Source organism: Lentzea miocenica, from assembly GCF_033949945.1.
GTDB classification, from domain to species: domain Bacteria; phylum Actinomycetota; class Actinomycetes; order Mycobacteriales; family Pseudonocardiaceae; genus Lentzea; species Lentzea miocenica.
The window spans coordinates 1-14,648 of record NZ_JAXAVW010000054.1 but is presented as its reverse complement, the minus strand read 5'-3'; the positions used below and the strand labels follow the sequence as shown (position 1 = coordinate 14,648).

The window sequence follows — 14,648 nt, the reverse complement described above, 5'->3', positions numbered from 1 at the left end:
ATGAGGAGCAATGGCGCCACCGAAGAAGTACCCAGACGAGCTGCGTGAGCGGGCGACCCGGATGGTCGTGGAGGCCCGCCGGGACCCGGCCGCCGCGACCGGGGCGATCAAGCGGATCGCCGAGCAGCTCGGGATCCACCCCGAGGCCCTGCGGACCTGGGTGAAACGGGCGGAGATCGATGCCGGTGACCGGCCGGGCACCACGACCAGTGATGCGGAGCGGATCGCGCAGCTCGAGCGGGAGAACCGGGAACTGCGCCGTGCCAACGCGATCCTGAAGTCCGCGTCCGCTTTCTTCGCGGCGGAGCTAGACCGCCCCTCCCGCTGATCATCGACTACATCGACACCCACAAGCACGAGTTCGGAGTCGAGCCGATCTGTGCCGTCCTCACCCAGGCCGGCGTCAAGATCGCTCCGAGCACCTACTACGCCGCCCGCTCCCGCCCGCCCTCGGCACGTGCGGTCCGCGACGCGGTGGTCACCGAGAAGATCAAGGAGGTGCACGAGACGAACTACGGCGTCTACGGCGTGCGCAAGATCTACGCCGAGCTGGGCCGCCAGGGCGGGGTCGCGGGCCGTCCGGTCGCCCGCTGCACCGTCGCCCGCCTGATGAAAGCCGCTGGGCTGCAAGGGATTTCTCGGCTGAAGACCCCGCGCACCACGCGCAGCGGCAAGAGTAGCGACCCGCGCCCAGACCTTGTCAAGCGGGAGTTCGCCGCCCCGGCGCCCAACCGGCTGTGGGTCGCCGACATCACCTACATCCGCACGTTCAGCGGCTGGGTCTACGCCGCGTTCGTGCTCGACGTGTTCTCCCGCCGCGTGGTCGGCTGGCAGCTGTCCACGTCACTGCGCACCGACCTGGCCCTCGACGCCCTGGAGATGGGGCTGTGGACCCGCACCCGCGCCGGGCAGGACACCAGCGCCCTGATTCACCATTCCGACCGCGGAACGCAATACCTCGCAGTGCGCTACACCCAGCGTCTGACCGAGGCCGGCGCGGTCGCATCCGTTGGCAGCAAAGGAGACTCCTACGACAACGCCATGGCCGAGGCGTTCAACTCGATCTTCAAAGCCGAACTGGTCCGCAACAAGGGACCCTGGCGCGGCACCGACGACCTCGAGATCGCGGTCGCCGAGTACATCGACTGGTACAACCACCGGCGCCTGCACGGTGAACTCGGCCTGATCCCGCCCGTGGAACACGAGACCAACCATCACCACACAACCGCACCCGTCCCGACACCGAGCGGGTAATCACACCCTCCATCAAACCCGGTGCTTGACAGGTTGCCGCTGGCGGTCGAGCAGGCGGCGGCCTACCTCGCCCAGACTTGCATCACCCCTGCGGCCTACCTGGACCTGCTGGCGCGGTTCCCGGCGCGGATGTTGACCGCGACCGGCGAGGGCGGTGACGCCGGGCGCACTATGGCCAGGGTATGGCACGTCACCCTCGACCGGCTGGCCGATACCCCGCTGGCGGGCACGCTGTTGCGGCAGCTGGCCTGGTACGCACCAGATGCTATTCCCCGCACACTGCTGGCCGGAGCAGCCGAAGAACCGGATCTGCTGGACGCGCTGCGCCGGCTGGCCGCCTACAGCATGATCACCCTCACCGCCGACGCCATCAGCGTGCACCGCGTAGTTCAGGCGGTCACCCGCGCCCCCGATCCGACCGAGCCACACCGCCAGCCCGAGGACATCACCACCGCCCGCGACGCCGCCACCACCAGCCTGGCCGAGGCCATCGACGGCCACGACTACCTCCTGCCTGTGTCGTGGCCCCGCTACCAGACCGTCCTACCCCACACCCAGGCCCTGCTCGACCACACCACCCCCGACACCCACACCCCCACCACCTGCCGACTTCTCGACCAACTCGGCCTCTACCTTGCCGATCAAGGCAGCATCGCTACCGCCGTCACCTACTTCACCCACGCGAGCCGTGGATACGAAGACCTCCTCGGTGCCGACCATCCAGACACGCTGAGCTCCCGCAACAACGTCGCCCATGCCTACGAGTTGGCGGGTGATCTGGGCCGGGCGATTTCGCTGTACGAAGCCACTCTCGCCGACCGGGAGCGGGTCCTCGGCCTCGACCACCCGGCCACGCTGGTCTCCCGCAACGACCTCGCGGGCGCCTACGAGTCGGCGGGTGATCTGGGCCGGGCGATCGCGCTGTTCGAAGCCACCCTCACCGACTGCGAGCGGATCCTCGGCCAAGATCATCCAACAACGAAAACCGTCCGCTCGAACCTGGCGTCCTTGACCGACTAGATCTTGCTCCCAACCGGTCTGCAGGCGACATCCCACGAGTACCGCCAGCGTCCGGTCATGGGCAAGTGCGCGCGGAACCGACGGCACATTCGCGTGCTGAACCCCGACCGCCGGTCAGCAGCGTTTGCAGGCGCAGCTGCAGAGCCTGCCCGACAGCGCCGAGCTTCTCGATGAAGTCGTCGGGAAGCTGCTCGGTCTCGAAGACCTAGTGAGTTGGCTGGATGCTGCAGCGGACCGTCTGAATGGCTTCCAGTAGCGGTCAGTCAGTGCGTACGGGGCTGATCTCTGTGGTGAGACTGGCCGCTGTCGTGGCGCAGCGGCGCGATCCGCTGCTGCACTTCTGTGGTCTGAGTGGCTTGTTGGGTCGTCTGCCGTTCGAGGAGCGGATCTACTCGTCGGGTTGGATGATCATGAGGCGGAACGTCGTCGACGGTGACTCGCGTCCGCAGGTTTGCAACATGTGCCAGGCCAGGTTGCCGGGGCCGTTGTCGGCTTGGGGGAGTCGCTGCCTGCTGATTCCGAGGATTCCGTCCGGGCTTTCGGCTAGGACCTCGGGCGTGCCGACGAGCACCGCTAGGCCGAACGCCAGCACATCGGCGCGCAGGTCGTCGGTGAGCCCGATCGAGCCCTGCGGCTCGCCGTTCTGGTCGGAGCTGACGCCGACGAGGCCCGCAAGTCCGACACTGCGTGCCGCGGGAATGTCGAACACTCTGGTGCCGGTGCCCATCGCGAGTGCCATCAGCCTGGCTGCCGGGGTCGAGAGCAGCGGGTCGTTGATGGAGGCATCGCCGTTGCCAGCAGAGTCGTCGGTGCTCTCACCCATCATGCGGCCGATCGTATTGGCGAAGCCCGAGCCGGGCGCGACTACGGTGAGGCACGTCGCCGCACAAACACGCTGGCAGTTGTGGGTGGTCAGGCCCTATGCGCGGTGCGCCTTTTCGAATTCTTCGATGACGTGCGTGGGGATGCGGCCGCGGTCGGAGAGTTCGTGGCCGTTGGCCTTGGCCCAGTCGCGGATGGCTTTGGTCTGTTCCTTCGTGCGGGACTCGGCCACAACGGTGCGGGTGGCGTTCGGGGACTTCTTGGCGCGGCCGCGGGTGCTGCGCGCGCTGGCGACGAAATCGGCGAGGGCGTCCCGGAGTTTGGTGGCGTTGTCCGGCTTGAGGTCGATGTCGTAGGTGACGCCGTCCAGGCCGAAGCTCACGGGTTCTACGTCCTCGGCGGTGGTGCCATCGAGGTCATCGATGAGCTGGACGAGCACCTTCTGCGCCATGACCTTGTCCGTTTCCTCGCGGGGCTGGGTGAGCGAGAACAGTAGCAAGATCAACCGAGTTCGCCGCGTGTTGTCACTCGGTTGGCGACCAAAGATCGGCCTCGGCACCGGATTGATGCGGCGACCATGCGCCGCCGGGTTTGCGGACACGACGGGCGAGGCCCCCGAACCGAAGTCCGGGGGCCTCGTGCCAGGTCGATAGGGATAGGGATGGAGCGGTGGGTTGACGTTGCTACGTGGTCGTCGTCATCAGATCGCCAGTGGATGCGGCTCTCCGGTGAGAGCTGCGAGCGCAGTGGCGACCTCGTTGATGCCGGCGCGTACGTACGTCGTGGTGGTGACGGCGTCGTTCTTGGTCTCGTGTCCTGCATAGGCCTGCGCGACGGCGAGACCGAACCTGCGCTCGACGAACGTAAGCGTCGTGTATCGCAGCCAGTGCGTGGCGACCTGCTGCCGGTCAGCCCACGGAATCTGCTTGCGGCACCGTTCCCAAAGCCCGTCGTATCGCCTGGTGGTGATGGGATTGCCGTTGAGGTTTCGCAGCACGCGACTCTCCGGATCCACGCAGCCCCGCCTCCGAGCGTGGTCCAGCAGATGGGCGATCAGTGTCGGCGAGGCAGGTTGCCACCGGACCGCGCCGCCCTTTTCGTGGAGAAGCAGCAGGCATTGCTGTTCGTCGATGTCGCGGAGCCGGAGCTTCAGCGCGGCGGCTCGCCGGGCGGCGGTTTCGAGATGGAACCGCACGATCAGCGCGTCGAGGGCGGGATCGTTTCCGGTCGAGGAGGCCACGTCCACGAGTTCGTCGACCTGATTGGCCGGCAAGCCTCGACGATTGGAAGGCAGTCGTCGGGGCTTGGGTACCTTGGCGGCAGGGTTGCTCGCGGCGGTGATGTAGTCGTCGATGACCGCGAACTTGTAGAGGCAACGGAAGGCCGCAACCATGTGCTCGCCCGCGCAGTTGCCGCCGCGGCCGTTCTTGCGTTGGACGCGGTTCTGTTTGGTGTGCTCGACGAGGCCGGCGATCTCAGTCGCGGTGGGCTCGTCGAGGCGGCGTTCGCCCCACCGCTCGTTGATGCGTTTCCAGTACGAGCCGTAGACCCGGAGAGTTCCAGGCGAGACCGCAGCCTCGACCATCGGTATGTATACGTTGAACGTCGGCACCTCTTTGGTCTCAGTCGGAGTCGAGGTGAGGTCTTCGACGCTGATGCCGAGGCTCGACAACATCAGCCGCGCTGCGGCCAGTCGGTCCGCGGGAGGTGCGGCTGCGGGTTCGGTGATCGTCACGGAGTAGTCACCTCGAAAAGCGCGGCGAAGTTGGCGTGCGCGAAGTCGTCAAGAACCGAAGCGTCGGCAAGGACAAGAACCTTGGTTCGAGAAGAGAAAGCGAGCAGGATGCGATGTCCTGCTTCCCACGACAGCCATCGACGCATCGCCAGCGGAACATGAATCAACCCGCGCGATGTGACCCGCACCGCGGTTCCGGCGCGTTCTCGGATGACGACGGTGGATTCACGCAGAACGAAGTCGAGCTCGGTGTGCGTGGTCCACCTCAACTCGCGCAGGACGGCCCGGCCGCTGAAACGGCCGTGGTCGTCGATCGTGGCGAAGTCGAGGGAGAGCGGAGATCTCGGCGAGGCGGTCCGCGCGAGATCCCGGACGAATACGGGCTGGATCTCCGCGGTCGCGGAACCGCTGTTGTCAGGCCGGGCTGGAACCGCGATCGCGGTGAGGTCAAGCGTGCGGATGATCGGCTCAGACACGGGCCTCACCCCGTCCGGCAGGGGAGCTGTGCGAGCGCGCGAAAACCAGGGTTCCGTTTGCCTGGAACCCTGGTTCGACTGTCTTGCTGAGACCGGGGAAACTTCCCCACTGCTGGTGTCCGAGGACGATCTTGCTCGCTAAACACACGCCTGATTTAGGCTGCTCAGGGCATGTGGCATCCGTCCCTGCCGTCCTGTAGGGCTCGAATCGGGACGGGTTGTGGGGACGGCCGCAATCTGGCTCCTACCTGCGAAGATGGCGCAGTTGTGAGGATGGGACGGGTGATAGATCCTGTCCCATCCGATGGAGCAGAGCCACGCCTGTGGCCCTTCGCATGTCGGCTGAGTGGGACGGGACTGGACGATGTCGTTCGCCGATCTTGCGATGGCATCCACCCGCGACCGCGACGGACACGTAGTCGTGCAGTGTTCTGCCGTGCCCAACGGCACCAGCTGCATGGTGGTGACCGTCTACCCTTCGGCGATGCCGAATGACGCCGCTATCGGGATCGTGTTGCAGCAGCAGTCCATTGTGGACTTTATCTGGTGGCACTGGCCAACAGACGAGTTCGCGGCCTGGGGACAGTGGGCCGGCGGGATTGGTGCACTCCTCGCGGTCGGCCTGGCCTTGGGAGCTATGCGGCGTGACCGGAAGAAGCACCAGGCCGAACTCGCCGCTGCGGCGCGAGCCGACACCGCTGCGAGGCTCAAGGTGCTTGAGGACGAAGCCGAGCGGCACGCTGCGCGGGCGCGTGCGGTGGTGGCTGGGCCTGGGTACGAGTCGATGGGCGAACCTGGGTTCACGAAGGAGATGCCGATCGTCACTTGCGGCGTCAAGATCGCGAACTACAGCCCGTCCCCGGTGCTTGAGGTTGTGCTCGAAGACGTCGACATGCTGGCCCCTGACGGTGGACTTCATCCCGTCTGGCTTGCGCAGCCAATATCCACCATGCAGCTTCCGCGCCAGATCGCAGCTGTCGTTGCGCCTGGCGGCGAGGAGATCGTCGACCTCGCTGTGGTCGGCAATGTATGGCCACATGTGCGATCTGGTCAGGGACTATTGAAGGTGACGTTCACCTTCCTTGATATCGAGGGCTACCGATGGCGGCGCTGCGGCTCCGAGGCGCCCGTCCGGATCAACGAGGACGGAACGCCGTGGGCCGCTCAGAAGGCTGGTGATTCAAACCCCGCCTGAAAGCGACGTTGGCTCAAGCCAAGCTGAGCGGGGTACCGAAACACGTCGGGAGAAGTGCCGCGGAGATCCACGCGTTCGTGGGCTCGGTGCTGGCCTACAGATGCGGCGGCGCAGCGTGCGGCGTCCGAGGAGCCGCTCGCAGTATCGGAAGGTGCTACACGCAGGGCAGGCTTCGTTGGGGTGCGCTGAGCTCGCTCGTCCGTGACCTCTGGCTGCGCGGATCGGCGTCTCTAAGCCAGCCTGTTCACGAGCGCGAGATGCAGGCGTGCGTCGAGGCGACCAGCCGGTCACCGATAGAGCCTGTTGGCCCTATCAACCACGTGCCTGCCTGTCACGTCTGAGTGCCAACGTGCGATGTTCCTTCTATGAACCCAGGTCGCATCGTCTTGATCGCAACATGTGTGCTGGTCGCTGGGCTAGGAGGATGGTTCGCTACTGCACGGTGGGAAGATGCCAACCGGGTGGCAGCCATTGCCTCGGCCCTTGCCGCAGTAGCGGCCATCGGCGTGGCCGTCTGGGCAGCCTTGAGAGGCACTGGCCGGCCTAGGAGCCAAAGCGTCTCAAACAGTGGAAACGCGACCAGTAAGGGTGGCCAGGCGAATACGGGAATCGCCGGATCAGGCAGCGCCAGCGACCAGCAGGCAAAGGTACGGCGCACAGGAGATGCACATTCAGAGGATGGCGGTAGCGCCAATACTGGAATTCGGTTCGAGTAAACGACCTTTCTGCATAAATTTAAAGAGTGATTGGCTGACTAATGAGTGGGCGGCAAGCCGATAAGATCGAGGTCTCGAAAAGTGGCTCTGCGAGTGCGTCTGAAGGTTACGCGAACTCCGGCGTCCACATCGGCGACATCAATATTGGCGTAAAAAAGCCTGTCCGAACGCGGTATGAACACCAAGTGCAGCGAATTGCTCCGCTAAATCTGATTGGGAGGGAAGTCGAGCTGGCCGCGCTGGCAGAGTTCTGCACGTCTCTCGGTGAAGCTGGGAAGTATCGATGGTGGCGAGCAAAAGCCTGGTCGGGCAAATCTGCCCTAATGGCGTGGTTTGTGCTGCATCCGCCTGAGAACGTCAGAATTGTGTCCTTCTTTATCACTGCGCGGCTCGCCGGACAAAACAATCGCTCTGCATTTATGGAGAATGTTTTGGAGCAATTGCTTTGCATACTTGGCGAAGAGTATCCTCCTTTCCTTACCGATTCGAATAGGGAACCACACCTCCTGGGGCTGCTAGAGGATGCGGCCAAGTCCTGTAAGGATCGTGGCGAGCACCTTGTTCTCCTGGTTGATGGTTTGGATGAAGATCGCAGCGACACGCACAGTATCGCGGGTCTGCTTCCAGTGGTTCCTCCCCACGAAATGCGAATTATTGTCTCTGGGCGGCCAAATCCGCCTATTCCGGCTGAGGTTCCTGAGCATCATCCTTTGAGGGATGAATCTATTGTTATGGAACTTGTCCCTTCCGTGCATGCCGAAGCAGTAAGAGATCAGATGGTGCGGGACTTGAAAAAGCTGATCCTTGGTGATGCGTGGGAGCAGGATCTGCTAGGTGTACTTACTGCCTCTGGTGGTGGATTGACAGCGGCGGACCTCGCCGAACTTACTGGGCAACCAAAGTGGCTCATCGATGAACATTTGAGCACGGTTGCTGGCCGTAGTTTCGATCGTAGAGACGCGCACTACCGTCCAGGCCTGGCGCCGGAAGTATACATTCTCGGTCACGAGGAACTGTACGCGCTTGCGTTAGAGATGATTGGTCCTGCCAGGCTCGCACAGTACAGAGCGAAAATATACGATTGGGCGGACGGGTATGCCGACGGAGGTTGGCCGTCTACGACTCCGGAGTACCTTCTAAGAGGATATTTCTCGCTGCTGAAATCCATTAGCGAACTCGGTCGGATGATGTCCTGCGTGACCGATGTAAGAAGGCAGGACCGCCTGCTTGACTTAGCCGGCGGCGACGTAGTGGCGCTCGCCGAGATTGCTACAGTACAAGATTTGCTTTTGCGCAGCGTGCCGCCGGATCTAATAGAGATGTTGAGGCTTGCTATTCATCGCGACCATCTTCGTGACCGCAATACGAACATTCCTGACGACTTGCCTGCCCTATGGCTGAAGCTCGGAAATGTTAGTAGAGCGGAGTCTCTGGCTAATTCTGTAACACGGCCCGAAGAGCGCGCTGGTGCCTTGTCTTCGCTTGCGGTTGTTCTATTTGACGCGGAAGAATTTGAAGCTGCTCATACTTTTCTAGACCAGGCGGAGTATTTTACTCGATCTATGGTGGACAGCGGGGACCAGAACTGGGCCTTAGGATACGTTATCGAGGCCGCTGCGCACCTTGGGGAAATTGATCGATGTATGGATCTGCTAGAGCTTGTCTATATTCCTGCGATCGAAGTGGATGCACTAATTAGTGTTTCAGTGGCAGCATTGAAACTTGACCGCGGAAAGTCTGCGGCAGATCTCTTGAGTCGCGCCGAATCGATCGCATCTGATCGGTCTGATGACCCCAATGATCAGGTGGAAATGTTGCTGTCCTTAGCTAGACATTATGGTCCTGGTGATGAGGCCAAGGCTCGAAGCTTCTCAGATCGAGCGATCGTCATCGCCGAGTCGGCGTCAGACGAGTACGAAAGAAAGCAATGTGCCGAGTGGCTCACAAAGTACTTTGCTGATATTGGTGCGATCGATCTTGCGGGCCGTTTCGCAACATACGAGGAATCGCTCTATATTGCGGGTGGCGTTGCGAAAATGGGCGACCTCGATCGTGCGGTCGACCTTGTGGGCGATATTGAAGTTGCAATCTTTAGAATTGCTGCGTGCGGAATGGTTGCGCGTGAAGCCTTACGTCAAGGAGATACAGCTCTCGCTGATAGGTTGCTTGAGACCGCAGAAAACCTCCTCCTGGAACTGCCCATGGAGAAGTATGGTGGGTATCTTCCAGCCCCTATTGAGGTTGTTCAGGCGGCGATTGAATCAGGAGATCTTGCACGAGCCTCCCGCATTGTCGGATTAATATTGGATCTTGCCCGTAGGGCAGAGGCTCTTGTTTTGCTGGCGGACGCGTATCGAGCGTCAGGGGACCGTGAAGCGGCGATACGGCTTCTGATTGAGTCGGAGAACACGGCAAGGTCCGTTTTAAATGCAAGTATGCAGGCTTCGAATATAAGTGAGCTTATGTTAGCGGCCCATCGGATAGGTGATGCCGAGGGCGTCGACCGGAGTATTATTCAGCTGAAGCAGATGCTGAAAGATCCTTCTTTGAAAGCATTCCATGGCTACTATGTCCGAAAAATATCAATTCAGTGCGCATCTGCTGGTCGGGTAGAGCAGGCAGTCGAAATTCTTAGTGACATTGACGAGCCGTGGTTCCGGGCAGAGGCTGCCGCTGGAATCGCTCGCGAGCTTGCAAGTCAAGACCTGGCAGACTTGAGGATCGTGAATCTAATCGAGGAGGCCGTGATCCATGCGCGGGCCGCCACTGAATGGTCCGATCGGAGTAAGGTTCTTGCTTCGGTAGCAGAGTTGTCGGCAAGACTTGGAAACTATTCATTGGCAAAGTCGTACTTGGCCGAAGCGGTGCAGTACGCGATGCACCGTCGAGCCTTGACTGAGGTTCAAGCGCTTACGGAGGTCGCCTCCGCTGCGGTCAACATCGGAGACGACGACGTCCTGACAGGGGCGCTTGAACGCGTTGAGCATCTCGTGGACTCAATTTCCAGCGCCCGCTTTCTGCGGCAGGCGAAAGAGAGTTTGGCCGTCGTGGTTGCGCTGGCAGGTGACATTGATCGCGCGAAATCGATTGCGCTGTCAATTGACTCAATCATCTATCAGAGTGCCGCTATTGGTCAGGTGATTGAGTTTGTCTCGGAAAGAGATGACTCGGACAGCGTTGACGATCTTATTGACACGCTCGAAGCCATCGTGATGGCCGACTATACCGAAGGCTATGCTGATGACTATGTGTTGTCATATCTCGGAGTAGCTGCTGCTAAAGCTGGAAAGCTTGAGCTGGCTTGGCGCGTCTTGCCGCTTTTTGTTGATCCTGCCGAGAAGAGCCTAGTGCTGGCAGAAATGTTGCGCCGCAGCGTGGACGATGGGCGAGAGATTTTAATAATGCAACTCTTGGCTTCAGGGATCTGGAATCAGTCGGTCCGATTTATGTCAGATCTAAGTCGTCAGAACCTGAAGGATGTCGCGGATGAACTTCAAGTAGTTCAGCGAACAGTTTTGCCCGTTTCCTAAAATACAGGGGCGGGGCTCGCGGGTAATGGTGATGGTTGGACATTTTGCGTCTGTAGGGCCGAATGTTCTCGGCTATTTTTCTGTGGTAAGTATAGTATTGTGTCTTGGAATCAACCTTGTATCGAGTTCGAAACGTGCGATCACCGAGTTGCCTGTCTTGTATGCCGGCTACAGACGCGTGACGGCTTCCGCGATGAGCTCCAACGACTCGCCTTCGGTTAGAGATAATGTCCGCAGCGCGGAGAACCTCTCCGCCACCTGTTCGACCTGGGCTTGGGTTTCGACGTACTCCGAGCGCAGGAACGTCTCTGTGTACACCACGTCGTTGTGCTGGCGGTGCGGAAAGCACAACCACGTGAACCGACAGCTCGTCGCGGGATAAGCCCCAGCTGAGCGCGGCACCACGCGGAGGATTACCTCTGGCAACTCGCTCACTTCCATGAGGTGAAGCAGTTGTGCCTTCAGTACACGTCTGCCACCTACTACCTGTTGCAGCGCCGCTTCCGGGAGAACTGCCTCGACAGCTAGGGGGTCGTCGCCGCTTGACCGGGTCGCCCATATCTCCCTGACGCGCGTGAGCTGCGCTGCTTTGGACGGGTCGTCCCGCTGTGTCGTTGCCGTGGTGTAGTCGGAGAGTTGGAAGATGGTCGGTACGGTGTCCGTGGCGAACGTCCGTAGTCGAGTCGCGTCAGCAATCAGAAGCGGAAGGTCCTCGGCCGGGTCGAAGATGGCTGCGTGCGGCTGCCGGGCTGCTCTCAGGTCCGCAGCGTGTTGCGCCTGCGACATCACGAACTGCCACTCGGGTGTGGGCACCTTGTAGACGTAGCCCAGCGCCATGATGTCGACGACAGCAGAGGGCTGTATCGCGTTCTCCATCATGGACAACTTGGCGCTGCTGAAGCCGACACGGTTGCCTGCTTCGACGAGACTGAGGAAGCGTTCGTCTCGCCACCCGGACAGCTTTCGACCGACAGCACGCTCAAGCGCGGTAGCCCGGAAGTCCTTAGGCATGAGGGAATTGACACCTCACGACTTGGTGCCGTCGTGAACGGGATTGCCGGCTTCAGGGACCTCGTGGTTCGTAGCGGCGGCGTACCAGCCGGCCTCGGACATCACTCTGCTCGCTCTCATCTTGGTGGCGAAGCGCTTCTCGCCTACAGCGGCGGAAAGGGCTCGTCCTCGTCTTCGCGGATCAGGTCTTCGGCTCCCTCGGACTCCTGGAGGCGCACGTACCGGCGGGAGATCCACTTCATCGACTGGTCCTCGTCGAGGCTGATCTCGTTGAGCGCCTGGACGACTGTCTCGTAGCCTTCGACCGCGCGCTCCTCTTCGACGAAGAGGCTGGAGTTCTCTGTCGTGGTCCAGATCAGCGGTTGGTACTTCGGGAATTTGAGCAGGGTGAACGGTCCGGCCATGCCGGCATGCGCGCCGACCGCCGCGGGCAGGACCAGGATCCTGATCTTCTTCCAGTTCGCCATGCGCATGAGGTGTTGCAGCTGAGCGACGTGCTCGTCGCGCTCACCGACTTGAAGTTCAAGCGCGAACTCGTGGATGAAGAAGGTGCAGTCGAGACCGTTTCGGAGCAGCTCTTGCATCCCATGCAGCGCGCGCAGCCTCTCGTCCAACTCGGTCGCCGGTACGGTGGCGGAAGCGGCCAACAGGTGACGGGAATAGTCAGCTGTCCGGAGGAGATCCGGGATCGCGTGCGGATGCCAGCTAACGAGGGTTTTGGCCGCGGCAAGGTTGATGTGGGCTGTGTGTGATCGGACTGGCGTGCATTTGCCGTGTGGCTGCCACCAGCCGTTCAGCTCTGTAGCAGGGAAGAGGCCGAGCAGATACTCGCGCTCAGACTCAGGGACTCGGCAGACGCCGAGCACCACCGCGAGTTCCAGCGTGGTGACGCCTCCCTTGCCGTTCACCATGTCCGAGACCTTGGCCTCCTGCCAGCCCAGCAGGTCGGCGAGTTGTCGAGAGGTCATGCCCGCTTGCGCGATGGCCGCTCGCAGCCTCTCGCCGAACTCACGGCCGCGTGCGGTGGAGTACCTCTTGGGCATGTCCGAATTCCTTGCTCTGGTGCGAAGGACTTGATGAGAAGATCGGCATCGGTGTGCCCGCGTTCCTAGAGGGCTGTTCGTTCTTGCCGTGGTTGGTGGGCGCCTCGTCGAGGGTCTTCTCGTTGAGCTGGTTCTCGCGTCGCTGTGACAGCAACTCGGAGCGCTGCTCGTTGGTGAGCGACAACCACTTCTCGCCGAGCGCTTCGGCTGTGAGGCCGTCCATCTGAGCATCCGGCCTAGTGGCTAGAGCTCTGGTGACGTCGGCGTGAGGCTGCTCGTTGCCACCAGTCGAAGTGGTCGCCGATGACCCATGACCATGTCGCCGCTGCTACAAGGCCGAAGACGACCGTGATCGCGGTCATGGCGACTCCCTTTCCGCAGGCGTGCGTTTTGGGATGTCCGGTGACGTGTCTGAGGCGGACGCGGAGTCCTCACGTCACCGGACGGTCTGACGGGTGTTGAGTGGGCGTGTCAGACTGAAATCAGGATTTCATCAGCGCTCGATCAGCGGTACGGCCTGCGTGTGACCTGGGACGTCCTGATTCGACCTGGGGAGTTAGGAGGGGCGATGCGGACGTTTCGCACCGTGCTTGAGCAGCGGATATGGGAACGTCGGCTGACGCTGGAGGAGTTCGTCGAGGAAGCCGAGCTGTACGCCCGTGAGCATCGGGAGCCTGGGACGCTCGGGCTTCGGCACCTTCAGAGGCTTGTCGCTGGTCGTCGGTCTGCTGGCGAGTCGCTTGGCCAGGTGAAGGCGAGCACCGCCCGGCTGCTGGAGAGCATGCTTGGCGCGACGGTCGAGGTGTTGTTGTCTCCGCCGGTGGAGCACGGTCCTGCGGGAGGTGCGGTTGGTGCGTCGGCTCATTCGCGCTTGGCGGGTGCGTTCGAGTGGCTGGACGGCGCGGCCGGCTGGCTGTCAGGTTCGTCCGCGGCGAAGGTGAGCATCGGACTGAAGCTTGCTGAGGTTGGGGTGCTCCAGGGGCAGGGGCAGCGGGCACGGCGGGGAGGGGTCGGACGGCGTCAGGTCGCAGACGTGATGAGGCGGTACTACCGAACCAACGACACGTTCGGGGTCCGTTGCCTGGACTTGGATGTGCAGACCAGCGTCTTCATGCGGGCCGAATGGAGCGACATCGGGCTGCCGCTCGACGCTGGCAACGAGCGGCTTGCCCTCGTACAGCGACCTGGGGCGGCACCTGCCTTAGACGCAGGTTGTGCGGAAGCGGCTGTCCAACGGCTCGTGATGGCCGCGGCTCTTGATGTGCGGTTCGCGAACCTGCCGCTGTACCGGTTGGCGGAAATCGACGTGACCGCACGGGGCATCGGCGGGACTGTCGACGTGGGGAGCTTTGTCGAGTACGCGCTGACGATGGATCTGCTCGAAGCGGAGCTGGCGGATTCGGTGGCGAGCGGTTCCGGTGCGCTGCACCCGTTGCGGGACAAGTACTTGCCGGACATGGATGCTGTGCTCGATGTCGCTGGGCGCGTCTGTGCGGGTGGTGTTCTGTCACTTGTGGCGATTGCGCGGCCGACGGACCCGTTCCGAGGTGCTGCGGACTACGCGTTGATTGTGCAGACGCGGTCGGACCAGGTGGTGAACGCCGCTGGGAAGCTGGCGGTCATCCCGAAGGGCTTCCACCAGCCGCTTACCGATCCTCGGGCTGATGTCCGGATCGGTGCCACGCTTCGGCGAGAGCTGGAGGAGGAGTTGTTCGGGCGCGGCGATGTGGACGCGACTGCTGGTGGTTCACGGGCGGCATCGCCGATGCATCCTGGGCGCTGGTCTGCGCCGATGAGGTGGCTGGAGGACGAGGCCGGCCGGATGCGGATGGAGTGCACCGGGTTC

12 protein-coding genes and 1 other annotated feature are annotated in these 14,648 nt (G+C 62.2%); of the genes, 5 read left to right on the top strand and 7 right to left on the bottom strand.

The window, feature by feature from the left end:
* Positions 1-10: 10 nt before the first annotated feature.
* Both SK803_RS43195 and SK803_RS43190 read left to right on the top strand, forming a co-directional pair.
* Positions 11-1,254 (top strand): IS3 family transposase gene (locus SK803_RS43195; protein ID WP_319972038.1). Its coding sequence is split into 2 segments (ribosomal slippage): positions 11-290 and positions 290-1,254, totalling 1,245 coding nucleotides; the frame shifts between segments, so codons are not numbered across the junction.
* Positions 289-417 (top strand) — a sequence feature (AL1L pseudoknot). It overlaps the preceding gene by 129 nt.
* A 33-nt stretch (positions 1,255-1,287) precedes the next feature.
* Positions 1,288-2,274, top strand: coding sequence for a tetratricopeptide repeat protein (locus SK803_RS43190; RefSeq protein ID WP_319972037.1), 987 nt, complete (start codon positions 1,288-1,290; stop codon positions 2,272-2,274).
* Positions 2,275-2,662: 388 nt separating this feature from the next.
* Here SK803_RS43190 and SK803_RS43185 read toward each other — a convergent pair whose 3' ends face one another.
* From SK803_RS43185 to SK803_RS43170, 4 genes are all read right to left on the bottom strand, one after another.
* The gene (locus SK803_RS43185; protein ID WP_319972036.1) at positions 2,663-3,100 is read right to left on the bottom strand and encodes a hypothetical protein; all 438 of its coding nucleotides are present in this window, start codon (positions 3,098-3,100) and stop codon (positions 2,663-2,665) included.
* 93 nt (positions 3,101-3,193) lie between these two features.
* Positions 3,194-3,601 carry a histone-like nucleoid-structuring protein Lsr2 gene (locus tag SK803_RS43180; protein ID WP_406601667.1) on the bottom strand — a complete coding sequence of 136 codons (408 nt, stop codon included), beginning with the start codon at positions 3,599-3,601 and terminating at the stop codon, positions 3,194-3,196.
* Positions 3,602-3,796: 195 nt separating this feature from the next.
* Positions 3,797-4,831, bottom strand: a complete 1,035-nt coding sequence (locus tag SK803_RS43175; protein WP_319972035.1) for a tyrosine-type recombinase/integrase — start codon at positions 4,829-4,831, stop codon at positions 3,797-3,799.
* Positions 4,828-5,307 carry a hypothetical protein gene (locus SK803_RS43170; RefSeq protein ID WP_319972034.1) on the bottom strand — a complete coding sequence of 160 codons (480 nt, stop codon included), beginning with the start codon at positions 5,305-5,307 and terminating at the stop codon, positions 4,828-4,830. Before SK803_RS43170 ends, SK803_RS43175 begins: the two co-directional genes overlap by 4 nt.
* 364 nt (positions 5,308-5,671) lie before the next feature.
* Here SK803_RS43170 and SK803_RS43165 point away from each other — a divergent pair, with 364 nt between their 5' ends.
* Together SK803_RS43165 and SK803_RS43160 are read left to right on the top strand one after the other, a co-directional pair.
* On the top strand, positions 5,672-6,502 hold the full coding sequence (locus SK803_RS43165; RefSeq protein ID WP_319972033.1) for a hypothetical protein: 831 nt from the start codon (positions 5,672-5,674) through the stop codon (positions 6,500-6,502).
* 901 nt (positions 6,503-7,403) lie between these two features.
* Positions 7,404-10,748, top strand: a complete 3,345-nt coding sequence (locus SK803_RS43160; protein ID WP_319972032.1) for an ATP-binding protein — start codon at positions 7,404-7,406, stop codon at positions 10,746-10,748.
* Between the two features lie 168 nt (positions 10,749-10,916).
* Here the strand turns inward: SK803_RS43160 and SK803_RS43155 are convergent, their stop codons facing one another.
* The 3 genes from SK803_RS43155 to SK803_RS43145 all read right to left on the bottom strand — a co-directional run bounded on the left by SK803_RS43155 (position 10,917) and on the right by SK803_RS43145 (position 13,025).
* On the bottom strand, positions 10,917-11,759 hold the full coding sequence (locus SK803_RS43155; RefSeq protein WP_319972030.1) for a DUF5753 domain-containing protein: 843 nt from the start codon (positions 11,757-11,759) through the stop codon (positions 10,917-10,919).
* A gap of 143 nt (positions 11,760-11,902) precedes the next feature.
* The gene (locus SK803_RS43150) at positions 11,903-12,802 is read right to left on the bottom strand and encodes a helix-turn-helix domain-containing protein (RefSeq protein ID WP_319972029.1); all 900 of its coding nucleotides are present in this window, start codon (positions 12,800-12,802) and stop codon (positions 11,903-11,905) included.
* Positions 12,768-13,025, bottom strand: a complete 258-nt coding sequence (locus SK803_RS43145) for a hypothetical protein (protein WP_319972028.1) — start codon at positions 13,023-13,025, stop codon at positions 12,768-12,770. The genes SK803_RS43150 and SK803_RS43145 overlap by 35 nt, the downstream gene beginning before the upstream one ends.
* A 345-nt stretch (positions 13,026-13,370) precedes the next feature.
* Here SK803_RS43145 and SK803_RS43140 point away from each other — a divergent pair.
* Positions 13,371-14,648: transcriptional regulator (locus tag SK803_RS43140; protein ID WP_319972027.1), on the top strand; the 1,278-nt coding region annotated here is incomplete at its 3' end.

Coding starts and splice junctions, on each gene's coding strand:
- SK803_RS43145 (WP_319972028.1), bottom strand. CDS start 13,025: ATGGACGGCCTCACAGCCGAAGCGCTCGGCGAGAAGTGGTTGTCGCTC.
- SK803_RS43185 (WP_319972036.1), bottom strand. CDS start 3,100: ATGATGGGTGAGAGCACCGACGACTCTGCTGGCAACGGCGATGCCTCC.
- SK803_RS43165 (WP_319972033.1), top strand. CDS start 5,672: ATGTCGTTCGCCGATCTTGCGATGGCATCCACCCGCGACCGCGACGGA.
- SK803_RS43155 (WP_319972030.1), bottom strand. CDS start 11,759: ATGCCTAAGGACTTCCGGGCTACCGCGCTTGAGCGTGCTGTCGGTCGA.
- SK803_RS43150 (WP_319972029.1), bottom strand. CDS start 12,802: ATGCCCAAGAGGTACTCCACCGCACGCGGCCGTGAGTTCGGCGAGAGG.